Genomic DNA, 17,371 nt, shown 5'->3' with positions numbered 1-17,371 from the left:
TGTCCAATGTGGCGGACATCCTTTTTATACTTCAAAATAATAATGTGCGTGAAGTTGACATCCCGGATTAAACGCCGCGTTGCAATGTGGACAATGGTAATTGCTCGTCATATATTGTTTAATCGTCAGCTCCGTTTGACAAACCCCGCATAAAATCGCCTTTTCATGAAAACGTTCTTTTGGCCATACCGCATGTTTTCCGCAACCATGTTCTTCATGACAGTGCACGCACGGGAAGTACGTTTGGCAACAATAAAACTTAATCGCGATAACATCGCGTTCACTATGATAATGTACACATCGTGTCTGTTTGTCGATGACGCTTCCTTTTACCTCGATCATCTCTCATCATTCCCTTTTCTTATAATTGGAAATGATGAAAAATCAAAGGCAAGCGCGACATTTGGAAAAATCGTTTTCGCTTCTTCAACGAGTTCGTCACACATCTCTCCTTGGTAACGGGAACTAATATGTGTCAAAATAAGCTGCTTCGCTCCAGCCCGCTTCGCCACCTCAGCCGCCTGCACCGTTGTGGAATGATAGTAATCTCGCGCTAAATGGGCTTCGTTTGCACTAAACGTTGCTTCATGTACGAGCACGTCCACTCCTTCGGCAAGTTCCACACTTGCCTCACAATAACGCGTATCTCCCATAATCGCAATCATACGTCCTTTTTTTGGCGAGGCAACAAATTTGCGTCCATCAATCACCGTTCCATCGTCTAACGTAACAAGCTCTCCTCGTTTAATCTGTTGATAAATGGGACCTGGCTTCACCCCGAGGGCACGCAACTCGTCAACGAGCAACGTACCCGGTAAATCTTTTTCAACGATTCGGAAACCGTATGAAGGTAAACCATGATCAAGCAATTTCGCTGTAACAATAAACTGCTCATCTTCAAAGATGACTCCTTCTGTAAACTCTTCAATATACAACTCATATTTCAGTCGCGTACCGCTTACCGTTAGTGATGTTTCGATAAACGAACGAATACCAGCCGGACCATAAACAAAAAGAGGAGTCTCTCCACCTTGAAATGAGCGACTTCCAAGCAACCCCGGTAAACCAAAAATGTGATCGCCGTGTAAATGAGTAATAAAAATACGTTCAATGCGTCGCGGGCGAATAGACGTATGTAAAATTTGATGTTGCGTTGCTTCACCGCAATCAAACAGCCATGTCGCTCCTCTTTCTTCTAATAACTGAAGGGCAATCGCCGATACGTTTCTCCCTTTCGACGGGACACCAGAGCCCGTTCCTAAAAACAATAATTCCACGCTACAAACTCCTCTCTTTTCTTTAGTCGGATAAAACATTTGCGTTTACCACAATAAACCTCTAAAATTACATTATCATGAACCTTTCAAAAAATGAATAAAAGTGAGGTATATGGTCCGTGAATGACGTACAACCAAAAGCAACAATTGTTATTTTTGGCGCGACTGGCGACTTAGCAAAACGCAAATTATTCCCATCTATTTATAAACTTTATCAAAAAGGAAAGCTTTCTGAACAGTTTGCGGTTGTTGGCGTCGCTCGTCGCCCCCATACAGATGAATCGTTTCGTCATTACGTAAAAGAAACGATTGAAGAGGCAACAAAACAAGAATTAATAGATGAAAAATTTATTTCTCATTTTTACTATCATTCATTAGATGCAACAAATACGCAATCATACGAACAATTAAATGAATTATTAACGCGTGTGGAAGAGCAATTTCATATTCCGGGCAACCGCATTTTTTACTTGGCGATGGCGCCTGAGTTTTTCGGAACGATTACATCGCATTTAAAATCAGAAGGACTGACAGCGACAAACGGCTGGACGCGATTAGTCATTGAAAAACCGTTCGGACACGATTTGCAAAGCGCACAAAAATTAAATGAAGAAATTCGACAATCGTTTTCCGAGGAACAAATTTTCCGGATTGACCATTATCTCGGCAAAGAAATGGTGCAAAACATTGAAGTCATTCGCTTTGCAAACGCCATTTTTGAACCGCTTTGGAACAATCGCTTTATTGCCAACATTCAAATTACATCGAGCGAAACGCTCGGGGTGGAAGATCGCGGTCGCTACTATGATCATTCTGGTGCGCTTCGCGATATGGTGCAAAACCATATGCTGCAAATGGTTGCCCTTCTCGCAATGGAGCCGCCAATTAAGCTGACAACAGATGACATCCGCAGCGAAAAAGTGAAAGTGCTTCGTGCGCTTCGTCCGATGACACATGATGATGTCGATAACTATTTCGTGCGCGGGCAATACGGACGCGGCATCGTGGGCGGGCAACAAGTCGTCGGATATCGTGAAGAACATAACGTCGATCCAAACTCCAATACAGAAACGTTTGTTGCAGGGAAATTAATGATCGACAACTTCCGCTGGGCAGGTGTGCCATTTTACATACGAACAGGAAAACGAATGACGGAAAAATCGACGAAAATCGTTGTACAATTTAAAGATGTGCCGATGAACTTATATTATCGCACAAGCGAACACGTTCATCCGAACTTGCTCGTCATCCATATTCAGCCCGATGAAGGCATTACCCTCCATTTAAACGCGAAAAAAAGCGGCGAAAGCATGAAAACGACGCCAATTAAGCTCGATTACTGCAACAACTGCATCGACGGCATTAATACACCAGAAGCGTATGAGAAATTGTTATATGACTGCATGCGCGGCGATGCGACAAACTTTACGCATTGGGATGAAGTCGCTGCCTCATGGAGCTTTGTCGACCCGATTTCTGAAGTATGGGCAAACACGAAAGCCGCTGACTTCCCGAACTACGAAGCTGGCTCGATGGGACCAAAAAAGGCAGATGAACTATTACAAAAAGACGGCTTCCACTGGTGGTCGCTAAACGGAACAATGTAAGGAGGAACAAAACATGAAAATGTACGATGCCACCGCTCCAATTTTTGAAGGCATGCCTGTGTATAAAAATAAGCCGGAAAAACAACCGAAACTAACGACCGTCACGAACGATTACGTCACTGAATCGCGCATCGACATGGATGTACATACCGGCACGCACATTGACGCACCGCTCCATATGGTAAAAAACGGAGAAACGTTTGAAACGATTCCGCTTGAAAAACTCGTCGGCTACTGCAAAGTATTAGACGTCACAAACGTCCATGATCGCATTACAAAAGAAGATCTCATTCATTTTGATATTCAAGAAAATGATTTTCTCTTATTCAAAACAAAAAACTCGTTCGACGACGCTTTTAACTTTGAATTTATTTACGTTGCCGAAGATGCTGCGATGCACTTAGCAGAAAAACGCATTCGCGGCGTCGGCATTGACGCGCTCGGCGTCGAACGCAACCAAGCGGGACACCCAACACATAAAACGTTGTTCGGTCACGGTATTATTGTGATCGAAGGACTTCGCCTAAAAGACGTTCCAGCAGGCGAATATTGGATGGTCGCTGCTCCGCTTAAACTCGTCGGCACCGACGCCGCCCCAGCGCGTGTATTGTTATTTGAACAATAAACAATCCCCCTCATCGCATGGTGAGGGGGATTTTATAAATTCTCTTAAAAACCCCCTAGAGCCTCTTGCCCTAGGGGGTGTTCGTTTATTTTAACCATTCCGTATGGAAAATGCCTTCTTTGTCGATGCGCTCGTATGTGTGGGCACCGAAGTAGTCGCGCTGGGCTTGGATAAGGTTCGCTGGCAATGTTTCCATCCGATAGCTGTCGTAGTAGGCTAAGGCGCTTGCGAACGCTGGTACTGGGATGCCGCGCATTGCTGCCGTTGCGACGATTTCGCGGAGCGATTGTTGATAGTTTTCGACGATTTCTTTAAAGTATGGGTCAAGCAATAAGTTTGGAAGCGCCGGGTCGCGGTCATACGCTTCTTTAATTTTTTGCAAAAATTGCGCACGAATGATGCAGCCGCCGCGGAAAATCATCGCGATATTCCCGTATTGTAAATTCCAGTTGTATTCTTCGGATGCGGCTTTCATTTGCGCAAAGCCTTGGGCGTACGAGCAAATTTTGCTCATGTAAAGCGCACGGCGAACAGCTTCAATAAAGTGCGCGCGATCGCCTTCATACGGCTTCACTGCTGGGCCAGCTAATAGCTTGCTTGCTTTCACGCGCTCTTCTTTCATTGCAGAAATAAAGCGAGCAAATACCGATTCCGTAATAATTGGAAGCGGAACACCTAAATCGAGCGCGTTTTGGCTCGTCCATTTTCCTGTTCCTTTTTGCCCTGCTTTGTCTAAAATAACATCGACGAGCGGTTTGCCAGTTTCTTCATCGATTTTCGTGAAAATGTCTGCCGTAATTTCGATTAAATAGCTATCTAATTCACCTTTATTCCACTCCGCAAACACTTCATGAAGCTCTTTGGCATTTAATCCGAGCACATGCTTTAATAAAAAGTATGCTTCGGCAATTAATTGCATATCGCCATATTCAATGCCGTTATGCACCATTTTTACGTAATGGCCCGCACCGTCTGGACCGATGTATGTCGTGCACGGTTCGCCATCGACTTTTGCCGCAATCGCTTCGAAAATCGGGCGAACGAGTTCATGCGCTTCTTTTTGTCCACCTGGCATAATCGAAGGTCCTTTTAACGCCCCTTCTTCTCCACCAGAAACGCCTGTCCCGATGAAATGAATGCCAAGCTCAGCAAGTTCTTTATTGCGGCGTTGTGTATCTTTAAAATACGTGTTGCCGCCATCAATCACGATATCGCCTTTTTCTAAATACGGCTTTAGTTGCTCAATGGTTGCGTCTGTTGCGGCACCTGCTTTTACCATCAACAAAATTTTCCGCGGCTTCTCAAGCGCGTTAACAAACTGTTCGATGCTATATGTACCGACGACGTTTTTCCCTTCCGCTTCTTTTAAAAACTCGTCTGTTTTTTCGCGTGAACGGTTATATACGGCAACGGAATATCCACGGCTTTCAATGTTAAGCGCCAAGTTTTTTCCCATGACCGCTAAACCGATCACACCAATTTGTTGTTTCGCCATAGCAAACGTTCCTTTCTATATTTTGATTGTTCAAAAAAGAACATACCATAATCATCTTTTCTCGTTCAAGTGTTCTGTTTCTCATTTTTTATATGTTCTTTAATAGTACTTGATCCTTCTAAATGATCGAACAATATTGTCGGATCAATGACGGTAATTAGCCGATCAGGCAAGTTCGCAATACCGATGAAATATGGCGTTTGTTGATAAGCGAGCATATTGACTTGCTTCATCATATGTGACGGGATATCAATAATTTCTTTTGCATCGTCTACAATAAACGCGACATGTACATCGTCTGTATGCACAACGATGAGGCGCGTTTTTTCTGTTTCCGTATATGGACGGCGATATAAAATTTGCGACGTATCAAGCACAGGAACGAGTTCACCGCGAATGCGCACAACACCGAGCATATACGAAGGCATTCCCGGAATGATCGTCGGATGGCTCATTTTTTCGATGGAAACAACATGTTCAACCGGAATGGCATATTGTTCATTCGCAAGTTGAAAAACGACGACTTTCTCCATCGTTTCACCCCCTTGTCGCTACTTCCTCAATAATGGCAAGCACCATCTCCGTTGCTTTGACAAGTTCTTCAATTGGCATCCGTTCATTTGTTGTATGAATGTCTTCATAACCGATCGCTAAGTTTACGGTTGGAATGCCAAATCCTGCAATGACATTCGCATCGCTACCCCCACCGCTACGCAACAGCTCATGCGGACGACCAATTTTTTCAGCCGCTCGCTTCGCTACTTCAACAACATAATCCCCATCTCCAAATTTAAATCCTGGGTACATCACTTCCACGTGAACATCTGCACGACCACCCATTTCTTCCGCTACTCGCTCAAACGCTTCTTTCATTTTCGCGACTTGCGCTTCCATTTTTTCTGGAACGAGCGAACGCGCCTCTGCTAAAATGTCAACGCGATCGCAAACGATATTTGTTTGTGTTCCACCTTCAAAACGGCCGATGTTTGCGGTTGTTTCTTCATCGATGCGCCCGAGCGGCATTTGCGCAATCGCTTTCGCGGCGATTGTAATTGCCGACACGCCACGCTCTGGTGCAACACCGGCATGAGCCGTCTTTCCGTGAACAGTCACTTTCAACTTCGCTTGCGTCGGAGCAGCAACGATAATTTGTCCAACTTTTCCATCGCTATCTAGCGCATATCCAAATTTCGCTTGAATGAGCGACGGATCAAGCGCCTTCGCCCCAACGAGCCCAGATTCTTCTCCAACAGTAATAATAAATTGAATTGTGCCGTGCGCGATTTGTTTTTCTTTTAACACTCGGATCGCTTCAAACATGGCGGCAAGCCCTGCTTTATCGTCCGCTCCTAAAATCGTTGTCCCATCTGTCACAATATATCCATCTTGAATCGACGGCTTGACCCCTTTTCCTGGCACAACCGTATCCATGTGTGATGTAAAGTAAATCGGATCTATCCCTTCTTTTGTCGCAGGCAATGTGCAAATTAAGTTTCCTGCACCATGACCGGTTTGTGCTGTCGTATCATCTTCAATAACGTGTAAACCGAGCGCTTCAAACTTCGCTTTCAGCACATCTGCAATGTCACGTTCATATTTTGTTTCGGAATCAATTTGCACAAGTTCTAAAAATTCATCAACTAAACGTTGCTTATTGACCATCATGCATCCTCCTATGAATGTACTCACTTTTAAGTATAACGAAAATTCCTTCATATGGCGATGAACATGTACACATAATTTTTTTCTTTCATTTCACACATTTGTCACAATTTCATTATATCATTCATCTTGAACTTCATTTCATAGTAAATTAGGAGGTTTTTATGGATTACTTAACGAACAAAGATTTTTACAAAGCAATATGGCGTTGGCACTTTTATGCTGGAATCATTTTTGCGCCATTTTTAATTATTCTTTCCATTACGGGAGCCATCTACTTATTTAAGCCACAAATTGAATCTGTTTTATACAACGATCTCTATTATGTTCAAGAGGGAGAACATGAGCTAGCCCCAAGCTACGTGATTGAACAAGTCAAAAACACGTATGAAAATGCCACTGTCGTCAGCTATCGTCCGAGCGATGCCCCTAACCGTTCAACAGAAGTGGGCATTGTTTTAGATGGAAAAACTTATATCGTTTTTGTTAACCCATATACCGGCGATATTGTTGGTAAACTCGCAAAAGAAGATAAGCTTATGAATATCATTGTCAAGTTGCACGGCGAGCTCATGGTCGGAACAGTTGGTGATCGAATCGTTGAACTTGCAGCATGTTGGGCCGTTATTTTATTAATAACGGGATTATATTTATGGTGGCCACGAAACCGCTCTTTATATGGCATTGTAAAAATTCGCTTTCATGAAGGAAAGCGCGTCATGTGGAAAGACATTCATTCCGTTCTTGCTATTTGGCTTTCTATGTTTATTTTATTGCTTATTTTAACCGGTTTACCTTGGGCTGGATTTATGGGCGATAAAATTAATCAAATCGCTACAGCCACCCATACAGGATATCCATCTGGATTATGGGATGAAATACCTGAATCTGTTGTTCCAACAAAATCGGTCGCAGATGTGCCATGGGCTGCAGAAAATATGCCTGTGCCTGAATCGAAACAAAATGGGGCAATGACGATTCCGGTTGAATCAGTTATTCAAATTGCAAAAGATCGGCATGTTCACCCTGGCTTTTCTATTTACTTCCCTGAAGGAGAAAAAGGAGTATATACCGTTTCCGTCTTTCCGAACTTGCCGCAAGATCAAGCTACATTACATATTGATCAATATAGCGGGGAAGTGTTAGCAGATTTACGCTTTAAAGATTATGGGTGGCTAGCTAAAATGATCGAAATTGGCATTGCCCTTCATGAAGGTCGATATTTCGGCTTATTTAATCAATTGATCGGTCTTGTAACTTGCCTCGGTCTTATTTTCATTGCGTATAGCGGTGTTGTCATGTGGTGGAAACGACGTCCAAATGGGGCACTTGGTGTACCACCTGCACCACAAAGCAAAAAAGTGATGCGAATAGTCACCTTTATCATTATCGTATTAGGACTTACCATGCCTTTAGTCGCTCTTTCATTAGTCATCGCTTTTGTTGTCGATTGGATTGTTATCCGTCGCATTCCAAAATTGCAAACATGGTTCTCGTAAGGGAAAGCGAACAGTGCACCCACTGTTCGCTTTTCTCTACTACAACGGAATATTCCCATGTTTCTTTTTTGGACGCTCTTCCTGTTTATGGCGAAGCATATCGAGCGCTTGAATGAGCTTGATTCTCGTATCTCGCGGATCGATGACGTCATCGACCATACCGTACTTGGCTGCGACATACGGATTCGCGAACTTATCGCGGTATTCTTCAATTTTTTGCGCCCGCGTTTCTTCTGGGTTCGGACTATTTTCGATGTCGCTTGCGAAAATAATGTTTGCTGCCCCTTGTGGTCCCATAACGGCAATTTCTGCATTTGGCCATGCGTATACGACATCGGCTCCGATCGATTTACTGTTTAATGCAACGTATGCTCCGCCATATGCTTTCCGTAAAATGACCGTTATTTTCGGCACGGTCGCTTCCGAATACGCATATAAAATTTTCGCTCCATGGCGAATGATTCCCCCGTGCTCTTGTTTGACTCCTGGGAAAAAGCCTGTCACATCTTCAAATGTAATAATCGGAATATTAAATGAATCGCAAAAGCGAATAAAACGCGCCGCTTTATCCGATGAATCGATATCTAGTCCTCCCGCCATAAACTTCGGCTGGTTGCATACAAGTCCGACAACTTCTCCTTTTATGCGGGCAAAGCCGATGACAATATTTTTCGCAAAATCTTTTTGTACTTCCATAAACGATCCTTCGTCAACGACTTGCCACACGACGTTTCGCACATCGTATGGACGCACCGCATCAATAGGAATGGCATCCGCTAAATCGGGACGATAATCGCTTTCCTTTTGTGCAGGTGCAGCAGGCGGCTTTTCTTGACAATTTTGTGGAAGATAGCTTAATAGTCGTCGTACTTGCGCAAGCACCTCTTCTTCTGTCGCTCCTGAAAAGTGAGCATTTCCGCTAATCGTATTGTGAACGCGCGCGCCACCTAAATCTTCGGCACTAATTTTTTCTCCTGTCACCGTTTCAATTACTTTCGGTCCCGTAATAAACATTTGGCTCGTTTTTTCAACCATAAAAACAAAATCGGTAATGGCTGGTGAATAGACAGCCCCTCCTGCACATGGACCCATAATGACAGAAATTTGCGGAACGACACCAGAATAAATGGAGTTCCGATAAAAAATATGTCCGTACCCGTCTAGTGACAATACCCCTTCTTGAATACGCGCGCCACCAGAATCGTTTAATCCGATGATTGGAGCCCCTGTTTTCGCTGCTAAATCCATAATATTCGCAATTTTTTTCGCATGCATCTCCCCAAGCGCTCCACCGAATACAGTAAAGTCTTGCGAAAAGACAAATACTGTTCGTCCATCGATTTTGCCGTATCCTGTGACAACTCCATCACCCGGACCTTTTTTTCCCGCTAATCCAAAATCGGTGCAACGATGTTCAATAAACGGATTTAACTCAACGAACGTCCCTTCATCTAATAAAAGATCGATGCGCTCTCTTGCTGTTAATTTTCCCTTTTCATGTTGCTTTGCAATTTTATCGTCTCCACCGCCTAACTCAATTTCTCGGCGACGGTCATATAACTCGTTTATTTTATCGTACATGTCCATTATTGCCCACCGACCTTTTCACAAAGCTCATATAACACGCCGCGGGCTGATTTCGGATGCATAAAAGCGATGTGTGCACCGCCTGCACCGCGCTTCGGCTGCTCGTGAATCATACGAATGCCGTTATTTTTTAACTCTTCGATGCGCTGCTCGATATGATCAACCCCAAGCGCAACGTGATGAATACCTTCGCCCCGCTTTTCAATAAAAGAAGCAATTGGGCTATGTTCAGAGAGCGGCTCAAGCAGTTCAAGCTTGACATCGCCAACTTTTAAAAATGCTACCCGAACTTGTTCTGATTCAACCGTTTCAATACCAACGCACGATAAGCCGAGCGTATCCGTATAAAACGGAAGCGCCTCGTCTAACGATTTGACTGCAATGCCAATATGATCGACTTTTTTTACTTCCATGACCCCCACCCCTTTGTTGTTCTCGGTTGCAAACCATCTGTGTATTTCGACATCTTTTTTCTTTTTTCCTTCTTTTTTTGCATTTTTCCTGCTTGTTTGCCGCACAGCATGTTTGTACAATAGGAAGCAAGAGGTGAAGAACATGCATTCAAAAAAAGTGCAAAAAATTGTTGTTTATTTAATGCTTGGCTCGATGCTTTTAACCTCTTTGCTCGCTGGATTAAGCATGTGGATATAGAACAAGCTGACCATATTCGGTCAGCTTGTTCTTTGTTTTATTTCAGCGCCCCATACTTTTTACCGAGCTGTTGGAACGATTCATTTGTTTTTACAATCGCTACTTTCGTTCCTAGTGGCACGTTCGGGTATAACGCCTCGACATCGCGATTGTGCATACGTACACATCCTTCTGTTATATAACGTCCAATCGATTCAGGTCGATTCGTTCCATGAATCCCATACGTTCGTCCATCCGTCCCACGCGCATCAAATCCAATCCAACGCGTACCAAGCGGATTGTTCGGGGCGCCGCCTGGAATATTTTTCTTTCGATAGTACGGATTGACCGCCTTTACCGTAACGGTAAATAATCCTTCTGGCGTGAGCGCATTCTTTTTTCCTGTAGCAACACGATATATACGTTCAATTTTTCCATGGCGAATAAAAGCAAGTTGATTCGTTTGTTTGTTAACAATAATCATCGGATCACCAACGCGCGGATTGTCTCCAAGCGGCCAAAGCGGTGAAAGAAAAAGAAAGAAAGCAAAAAGAAGCGGCATCATCTCACCCTTTTTCAATTATTGTGCGTAAAAAAAGGGGGATCATACCGTTACAATTGACTTTTGATGATTAAATATTGTTCCATCTCTTTCACAAAATGCAAAAGAGCCGCACGTTGTTCAAACTCCTCGCGCGTTTTTGGTAACGGCATTTGTTGAAACTGTTTTTTCATCTCCTCAAGTTGCCGAATAAAACGATCCGCTGTATTTCCCGGGTGAATCGCATCGCTTAGTTCATCGATAAAATCAGCAATCATATTGCGTTGCTCGACCGTATATGTCATGGAACTAATAAGCGGCAACATCCGCTCAATAATTTCAAATTGCCGTTCGCGCATACGAAAATATCGGTAATAATAATCTTCATTGCGTAAAAAATGGTTTTCAATGTTTTGTAATGCAAGCGCCTTTGCTTGCTTTAACGTATCGCCCGCTAAAGCAATTTCTTTTCCGTCCCATAAACTTTCATTCGTCCGTAAATAATGAACAATTTCTTTAAAAATAATGCGAAATAAATCTTCTACAATACGTTGATATTCTTTTAAATCTTTTTCCACGCTCGGCATGTACATATTGACGAGCAAAGCGATGCCGATGCCGATGATCATTAACATCACTTCATTATAAACGAGATGCCACGTCATCGCTTTCGCCATATATACGTGCAAAATGATGACCGCACTTGTCGCAATTCCTTCGGTCACTTTCAACGAAACGGTTGTCGGAATAAAAAATAATAGCAATAAACCGATCGAAATCGGATGATAACGAAGCCCTTCAAAAAAGAAAAACGAAAACAACAAACCAACTAAACCAGCAACAAACCGAGCACGCGCTGTTTGCAATGATTTTTTTTTCGTCACTTGAACGCAAAGTAATGTAATAATGCCAGCAGAAGCGAAATTTTCAAGATGCAACGATTGGGCAATCGCAATAGCGCTCGCCGTTCCGATTGCTGTTTTTACAGTTCGATAACCAATTTTTAGCATAGCTATCACACTCCGCCCTCATTATAACACATTCCAATATAAAAGGTGCCCATCACGGACACCTTTTACATTTGTTCATATAAATGAATTAATTGCTCGGCAGCCATCGTGACAGGCTGTTTTCCTGCCATCACCTCTTGTTCAATAGCCGGCAACTGTTGTTGTACAACTGGATGATGAAAAAAGCGGTTGTGTAAGTAATCTTTAATCATTGCATGCAGCCAATCTTTCATCTGTTCTCTTCTTCTTTCCTCAAACACACCCGATTGTTTTGTCGTTTGCACAAACCGTTCGATCACTTCCCAAATTTGTTCAATTCCTTCTCCGTAAAGAGAAGAACATGTATAGGCTTTCGTTTCCCAGCCTTTCGTTGCGTGGCGCAAGTAGTGTAAAATTTGATTATATTCTTCTTTCGCTACTTCTGCTTTCTTTTTATTGTCGCCATCTGCTTTATTAATGACGATCGCATCGACGAGTTCCATCATTCCTTTTTTCATTCCTTGCAATTCATCACCAGCGCCCGTTAAAGCGAGCAATAAGAAAAAATCAACCATACCGCGCACCGCCACTTCGCTTTGACCAACACCGACCGTTTCCACAAGAATTACATCATATCCAGCTGCTTCACAAAGCAACATCGTCTCGCGTGTTTTGCGATGCACGCCACCGAGCGTCCCGCCTGATGGGGAGGGACGAATAAACGCACGCGGATGGCGCGCTAAATGTTCCATGCGCGTTTTATCTCCAAGAATGCTTCCTCCTGTAATTGAACTGCTCGGATCGACAGCTAATACGGCAACACGATGTCCTTTCTCACATAAAAATTGTCCGAACGCTTCAATAAACGTACTTTTTCCTGCTCCCGGCACACCGGTGATGCCAATGCGAATGGAGCGCCCGACATATGGAAGGAGTTCATGCAAAATGCGCTGAGCTTTTTCGGTATGTTTTGCTGCATTGCTTTCAATAAGCGTGATCGCTTGCGCTAAAATGGTGCGATCATGATTCAATACACCTGCAACATATTCCTCAACGGAACGTTCTTTTCGTTTTACCGATCGGTTTTCTTTCGCTAAATGGGCACGATCGTTTCCTTTCACATACGACGTTGCAAACATCTTTCCGTCATCAGCCCATTCAGGCCGAGATGTCCGTTCTTCGCTCATTCACTCACTTCCTCGTAACCGAGTCGTCGATAAATCTCATGCAATACTTTTTGTGCTGCTACCGGAATGATTGTACCTGGCCCAAAAATTGCAGCTGCACCATGTTCATATAAAAATTCGTAATCTTGCGGTGGAATGACTCCACCAACGACAACGATAATATCTTCACGCCCTAATTTCCGCAACTCTTCAACAAGTTGTGGCAACAACGTTTTATGCCCCGCAGCAAGCGAGCTCATGCCGACGACATGGACGTCGTTTTCAACCGCTTGCCGAGCTGTTTCTTCTGGTGTTTGAAAGAGAGGACCGATATCGACATCAAACCCTAAATCAGCAAATGCTGTTGCAATTACTTTTGCTCCGCGGTCATGTCCATCTTGTCCCATTTTTGCGATTAAGATGCGTGGTCGTCTTCCTTCTAGCTCGTAAAATTCATCCGTCATTTTTTTGACGCGGGCAATTTCTTCTTCGTTTGTAAACTCGGAACTATATACGCCGCTCACGGAACGAATGACGGCTTTATGCCTGCCTGCTACTTTTTCAATCGCATCAGATATTTCCCCTAACGTCGCCCGAGCGCGCGCTGCCTCTACCGCCAATTCAAGCAAGTTTCCTTCACCTGTTTCTGCTGCTTTCGTAATTGCTTGCAACGTTTGTTGAACGCGTTCTTCATCACGAGAAGCGCGCAACTGTTTTAATTTTTCAATTTGCCGCTCTCTAACGGCCGTATTATCGACTTCTAAAATATCGATCGGTTGTTCTTTTTCTGGACGATATTTATTCACGCCGATAATCGTCTCCGCACCGGAGTCAATTTTTGCTTGCCTTCTTGCCGCAGCTTCTTCGATGCGCATTTTTGGCAAACCTGTTTCAATCGCTTTCGCCATTCCGCCGAGATTTTCGATTTCCTCAATGTGAGCCCATGCACACTTCATTAATTCGTTCGTTAACGTTTCCACATAATACGAACCTGCCCATGGGTCAATGACTTGGCAAATGCCTGTTTCTTCTTGTAAATAAAGCTGCGTATTGCGTGCGATGCGAGCGGAAAAGTCCGTCGGTAATGCAATTGCCTCATCAAGCGCATTTGTATGAAGCGACTGCGTATGTCCCATCGCTGCGGCATGCGCTTCTAAACATGTGCGCACGACGTTATTAAACGGATCTTGTTCAGTTAAGCTCCATCCCGATGTTTGCGAATGCGTGCGAAGGGCGAGCGATTTTTGGTTTTTCGGGTTAAATGTTTTCATCATTTTCGCCCAAATGATTCGCGCTGCGCGCATTTTTGCTACTTCCATAAAATAGTTCATCCCAATCGCCCAGAAAAACGATAGACGCGGAGCAAATGAATCAATGTCAATGCCTGCTTTTAGTCCTGTGCGAACATACTCTAATCCATCCGCAAGCGTATAAGCGAGTTCAATATCTGCAGGTGCTCCTGCTTCTTGCATATGGTAACCTGAAATGCTTATGCTGTTGAATTTCGGCATATGTTTGGACGTATACGCAAAAATGTCTGCAATAATACGCATGGACATTTCTGGTGGATAAATGTACGTATTCCGCACCATATATTCTTTTAAAATGTCATTTTGAATCGTTCCAGATAGCTGTTCTTGTTTTACTCCTTGTTCTTCGGCCGTCACAATGTAAAACGCCATAATTGGCAATACGGCACCGTTCATCGTCATCGATACGGACATTTGGTCAAGCGGGATGCCGTCAAATAACGTTTTCATATCTAACACAGAATCAATGGCGACTCCTGCCTTGCCGACATCCCCGATAACGCGCGGATGGTCGGAGTCATATCCCCGATGTGTTGCAAGATCAAAAGCGACAGACAGCCCTTTTTGACCCATCGCTAAGTTGCGACGATAAAATGCATTGCTTTCTTCCGCTGTCGAAAAGCCAGCGTATTGACGAATCGTCCATGGGCGATTGACGTACATCGATGGATATGGTCCACGAACGTATGGCGGAATGCCCGGCATATAGTCAAGAAAATCGAGGTCTGCTATATCTTCTTTCGTATATAGCGGTTTGATCGCAATATGTTCGTTTGTTTGGAATACGAGTTCATCGAATGTTGCTCTTACTTTTTGTTCGATCGCTTTTTTCCACGTTTGTTCATCAACTGGCTTTCCATATTGTAACGATCGATTGGCAAAATTAATTTTCCCCATCCACGTTCACCCCCATATCTTTCATAAATGCGAAAATCGTATCGTAGCAGTTCGAACCGATATGAATGAATCCATTGACGCCCGCTTCTATAAACGTTGCTTCAATATGTGATGGTTGCTTTCCTGCGACATATATGCGAACATCGCTTTTTTTCGTTTTTACTTGACGCACAATATGCGGAACGGCATCTACATAATCATCATCTGTCCCGCAAATGATATAATGCGTTCCGTTCATTTGTAGCACTCCGTCTACGGCTTCTTCTGGCGTCATATAGCCATCATTTTTTACGACTGAAAATCCACCCGCTTCAAAAAAACCTGTCATAAAATCAGCGCGCGCTTTATGTTTTGGAATCGAACCGAGATTTACAAGATGCACAGTTGGACGCTGACCGCTTGTTTCTGCATGGCGTTCCGATGCTTTGCGAAGCTGTTCAAACGGCTCAGATAAACGCCATTGTCGAATCGGTGACACGATCACGGCTGAACTTTCCTTTTCATGTATAACATGTTGAGCGATCGCTCGACGTTTAACAAGCGAAAGCGCCTCTTCCATTGTTTTTATATCGATATACATATGATTGCTTCCGTAAGCAGTGTACGTATGTTTCGGTGCTGACGGCTCAGCAATGTTTGCATATACGTTCGTTCCGACGATCTTTTCTTTTCTTGCTTTCACATGTTGTTCACGTTGTTTTGCTATGTTTTCAATTTCCTTTTGCACAAATCCGCATTGAAGCGCTTTTGTCATCCCGCCTTGCGCTTCGACCTGTTGAAATAATTTCCAAGCTTCTTCAGCAACTTGAGCCGTCAACGTTTCGACATAATAAGACCCACCAGCTGGATCGATCACTTTTCCGATATGGGCTTCTTCTAACAAAATAAGTTGTGTATTTCTCGCGATGCGCGTTGCAAATTCATCTTCTGTTGCAAATGGCTCATTAAATGGTGAAACATGCAAACTATTTGCCCCACCGACAATCGCAGCAAACGCTTCTGTCGTTGCGCGAAGCATGTTGACGTACGGATCGTATACCGTTTTCGTAAAATACGACGTACGCGCATGAATGGATAGTTTTTGCGCTTGTTCGCTTCCTCCGAACGCTTGCACAATGTTTGACCAAATGAGCCGCGCAGCACGTAGCTTCGCAATTTCTATAAAGAAATGTGAGCCAACTGGGAAAGAAAAATCGATACGGTTGGCTACGTCATCAATCGTTAATCCACGCTCGAGACATTCGTTTATATACTCTACGGCTGAGGCAAAAGTAAATGCAAGCTGTTGAATCGCATGGCCTCCCCCATTATGATATGGATCAGCATGAACGAGAATTGTTTTCACATGCGGCATATGTGTTTTCGCCCATGTCGTCACATCTGCCATGACATCGTATAAAGTAGAAAGCGGCATAGGAAGCTTTCCTGTGATCGTCAGTAAATGAAGTGGATCCATTCCGATCGTCCCGCGCATGCGACTAAGCGGCTGTCCACTTTCCTCAAGGTATGTCACAAAAAGAGGAAAAAACGGAAAAGAACACGCTCCTGTATCGATGCGAAGAGAATGATTAGTTAAAGGAATGTTTGAAAACATCGCTTCGATTTGCTCGATCGTTTGAATGAAAAAGTTTAAATTCGGCAATACGACATGAATTTCTGTCTGTCCACGTTCTAACTGATGCTTCATGCTCGCATTCCACTGTTGAGGTGTAGAAGCTGAGCATTGCTGGCTTACTTCCCATCCTTTTTTTATATATCCTTCTACTTCTGTTCCGCGTACATATGAAGGAAAACCTGGATATTGTTCGATATGTAATCCTTCTAAATCCGCACGCGTGTAAATCGGTTTTAATTCAATTTGTTCATATGTTTTAGCATGTAGTTGATCGATCGATTTTCCTTTTAACGATTTTTCTACTTCTTGTTTCCATTCGTCGTAGCTTGGAATCGGAAACGATATTTGTTTCATTGTGGCACCCCATCCCCCTTTGTTGTTAAAACGCTTTCTTTTCTTATTTTTGAAAATATTCGTTACATTTTTTATTGTAGTACATCGTCGAAAGGAAGAAAAGAGAAATCGTTGATA

The 17,371-nt window shown here is 43.5% G+C and carries 16 protein-coding genes; 4 read left to right on the top strand and 12 right to left on the bottom strand.

Annotation, left to right across the window (positions count from 1 at the left end):
- Window positions 1-24 precede the first annotated feature (24 nt).
- Together CS060_RS06885 and rnz are read right to left on the bottom strand one after the other, a co-directional pair.
- On the bottom strand, window positions 25-342 hold the full coding sequence (locus tag CS060_RS06885; protein WP_035047833.1) for a CHY zinc finger protein: 318 nt from the start codon (window positions 340-342) through the stop codon (window positions 25-27).
- The gene (rnz, locus tag CS060_RS06880; protein WP_035047835.1) at window positions 339-1,277 is read right to left on the bottom strand and encodes a ribonuclease Z; all 939 of its coding nucleotides are present in this window, start codon (window positions 1,275-1,277) and stop codon (window positions 339-341) included. Before rnz ends, CS060_RS06885 begins: the two co-directional genes overlap by 4 nt.
- Before the next feature lie 119 nt (window positions 1,278-1,396).
- Between rnz and zwf the strand changes: the two genes are divergently transcribed.
- Window positions 1,397-2,884, top strand: a complete 1,488-nt coding sequence (gene zwf / locus CS060_RS06875) for a glucose-6-phosphate dehydrogenase (protein WP_035047837.1) — start codon at window positions 1,397-1,399, stop codon at window positions 2,882-2,884.
- 13 nt (window positions 2,885-2,897) lie between these two features.
- Window positions 2,898-3,509, top strand: a complete 612-nt coding sequence (locus tag CS060_RS06870; protein WP_035047839.1) for a cyclase family protein — start codon at window positions 2,898-2,900, stop codon at window positions 3,507-3,509.
- Window positions 3,510-3,594: 85 nt separating this feature from the next.
- On the opposite strand, the gene gnd is transcribed toward CS060_RS06870, so the two are convergent.
- The 3 genes from gnd to CS060_RS06855 form a co-directional block, all read right to left on the bottom strand.
- On the bottom strand, window positions 3,595-5,004 hold the full coding sequence (gnd, locus tag CS060_RS06865; protein WP_035047840.1) for an NADP-dependent phosphogluconate dehydrogenase: 1,410 nt from the start codon (window positions 5,002-5,004) through the stop codon (window positions 3,595-3,597).
- A gap of 65 nt (window positions 5,005-5,069) precedes the next feature.
- A complete protein-coding gene (locus CS060_RS06860; protein WP_035047842.1) occupies window positions 5,070-5,537 on the bottom strand; it encodes a chemotaxis protein CheW in 468 nt (155 codons plus the stop codon).
- Between the two features lie 4 nt (window positions 5,538-5,541).
- A complete protein-coding gene (locus CS060_RS06855; RefSeq protein ID WP_035047872.1) occupies window positions 5,542-6,666 on the bottom strand; it encodes a M20/M25/M40 family metallo-hydrolase in 1,125 nt (374 codons plus the stop codon).
- 164 nt (window positions 6,667-6,830) lie between these two features.
- Here CS060_RS06855 and CS060_RS06850 point away from each other — a divergent pair, with 164 nt between their 5' ends.
- Window positions 6,831-8,165: a PepSY-associated TM helix domain-containing protein gene (locus tag CS060_RS06850; RefSeq protein WP_035047844.1), complete on the top strand. Its 1,335-nt coding sequence runs from the start codon at window positions 6,831-6,833 to the stop codon at window positions 8,163-8,165.
- Between the two features lie 39 nt (window positions 8,166-8,204).
- On the opposite strand, the gene CS060_RS06845 is transcribed toward CS060_RS06850, so the two are convergent.
- The gene (locus CS060_RS06845) at window positions 8,205-9,755 is read right to left on the bottom strand and encodes an acyl-CoA carboxylase subunit beta (protein ID WP_035047846.1); all 1,551 of its coding nucleotides are present in this window, start codon (window positions 9,753-9,755) and stop codon (window positions 8,205-8,207) included.
- Complete coding sequence (gene mce / locus CS060_RS06840) at window positions 9,752-10,165, bottom strand: methylmalonyl-CoA epimerase (protein ID WP_019416974.1); 414 nt, start codon at window positions 10,163-10,165, stop codon at window positions 9,752-9,754. The genes CS060_RS06845 and mce overlap by 4 nt, the downstream gene beginning before the upstream one ends.
- 142 nt (window positions 10,166-10,307) lie before the next feature.
- On the opposite strand from mce, the gene prli42 reads away from it, so the two are divergent.
- Window positions 10,308-10,403 (top strand): stressosome-associated protein Prli42, encoded by a 96-nt coding sequence (gene prli42, locus CS060_RS14120; protein ID WP_009373849.1) that lies wholly within the window; start codon window positions 10,308-10,310, stop codon window positions 10,401-10,403.
- A gap of 37 nt (window positions 10,404-10,440) precedes the next feature.
- Here prli42 and CS060_RS06835 read toward each other — a convergent pair whose 3' ends face one another.
- The 5 genes from CS060_RS06835 to CS060_RS06815 all read right to left on the bottom strand — a co-directional run bounded on the left by CS060_RS06835 (window position 10,441) and on the right by CS060_RS06815 (window position 17,254).
- Entirely contained in the window at window positions 10,441-10,944 is a 504-nt protein-coding gene (locus tag CS060_RS06835; protein ID WP_035047848.1) for a L,D-transpeptidase, read from the bottom strand.
- A gap of 50 nt (window positions 10,945-10,994) precedes the next feature.
- Window positions 10,995-11,933 carry an aromatic acid exporter family protein gene (locus CS060_RS06830; protein WP_035047850.1) on the bottom strand — a complete coding sequence of 313 codons (939 nt, stop codon included), beginning with the start codon at window positions 11,931-11,933 and terminating at the stop codon, window positions 10,995-10,997.
- 65 nt (window positions 11,934-11,998) lie between these two features.
- Window positions 11,999-13,099, bottom strand: coding sequence for a methylmalonyl Co-A mutase-associated GTPase MeaB (gene meaB, locus CS060_RS06825; RefSeq protein ID WP_035047852.1), 1,101 nt, complete (start codon window positions 13,097-13,099; stop codon window positions 11,999-12,001).
- On the bottom strand, window positions 13,096-15,285 hold the full coding sequence (scpA, locus tag CS060_RS06820) for a methylmalonyl-CoA mutase (RefSeq protein ID WP_035047854.1): 2,190 nt from the start codon (window positions 15,283-15,285) through the stop codon (window positions 13,096-13,098). Before scpA ends, meaB begins: the two co-directional genes overlap by 4 nt.
- The gene (locus CS060_RS06815; protein ID WP_035047856.1) at window positions 15,272-17,254 is read right to left on the bottom strand and encodes a methylmalonyl-CoA mutase family protein; all 1,983 of its coding nucleotides are present in this window, start codon (window positions 17,252-17,254) and stop codon (window positions 15,272-15,274) included. The genes scpA and CS060_RS06815 overlap by 14 nt, the downstream gene beginning before the upstream one ends.
- Between the last annotated feature and the right edge of the window lie 117 nt (window positions 17,255-17,371).

It is taken from the genome of Anoxybacillus flavithermus (assembly GCF_002742685.1).
Lineage (GTDB): Bacteria > Bacillota > Bacilli > Bacillales > Anoxybacillaceae > Anoxybacillus > Anoxybacillus flavithermus_E.
Note: the sequence above shows the minus strand (reverse complement) of the source record. Positions and strands in the feature narration are given on the sequence as shown.

Coding starts and splice junctions, on each gene's coding strand:
- meaB (WP_035047852.1), bottom strand. CDS start 13,099: ATGAGCGAAGAACGGACATCTCGGCCTGAATGGGCTGATGACGGAAAG.
- mce (WP_019416974.1), bottom strand. CDS start 10,165: ATGGAAGTAAAAAAAGTCGATCATATTGGCATTGCAGTCAAATCGTTA.
- CS060_RS06870 (WP_035047839.1), top strand. CDS start 2,898: ATGAAAATGTACGATGCCACCGCTCCAATTTTTGAAGGCATGCCTGTG.
- CS060_RS06850 (WP_035047844.1), top strand. CDS start 6,831: ATGGATTACTTAACGAACAAAGATTTTTACAAAGCAATATGGCGTTGG.
- CS060_RS06830 (WP_035047850.1), bottom strand. CDS start 11,933: ATGCTAAAAATTGGTTATCGAACTGTAAAAACAGCAATCGGAACGGCG.
- prli42 (WP_009373849.1), top strand. CDS start 10,308: ATGCATTCAAAAAAAGTGCAAAAAATTGTTGTTTATTTAATGCTTGGC.
- scpA (WP_035047854.1), bottom strand. CDS start 15,285: ATGGGGAAAATTAATTTTGCCAATCGATCGTTACAATATGGAAAGCCA.
- gnd (WP_035047840.1), bottom strand. CDS start 5,004: ATGGCGAAACAACAAATTGGTGTGATCGGTTTAGCGGTCATGGGAAAA.
- CS060_RS06860 (WP_035047842.1), bottom strand. CDS start 5,537: ATGGAGAAAGTCGTCGTTTTTCAACTTGCGAATGAACAATATGCCATT.
- CS060_RS06885 (WP_035047833.1), bottom strand. CDS start 342: ATGATCGAGGTAAAAGGAAGCGTCATCGACAAACAGACACGATGTGTA.
- CS060_RS06855 (WP_035047872.1), bottom strand. CDS start 6,666: ATGGTCAATAAGCAACGTTTAGTTGATGAATTTTTAGAACTTGTGCAA.
- CS060_RS06835 (WP_035047848.1), bottom strand. CDS start 10,944: ATGCCGCTTCTTTTTGCTTTCTTTCTTTTTCTTTCACCGCTTTGGCCG.
- CS060_RS06815 (WP_035047856.1), bottom strand. CDS start 17,254: ATGAAACAAATATCGTTTCCGATTCCAAGCTACGACGAATGGAAACAA.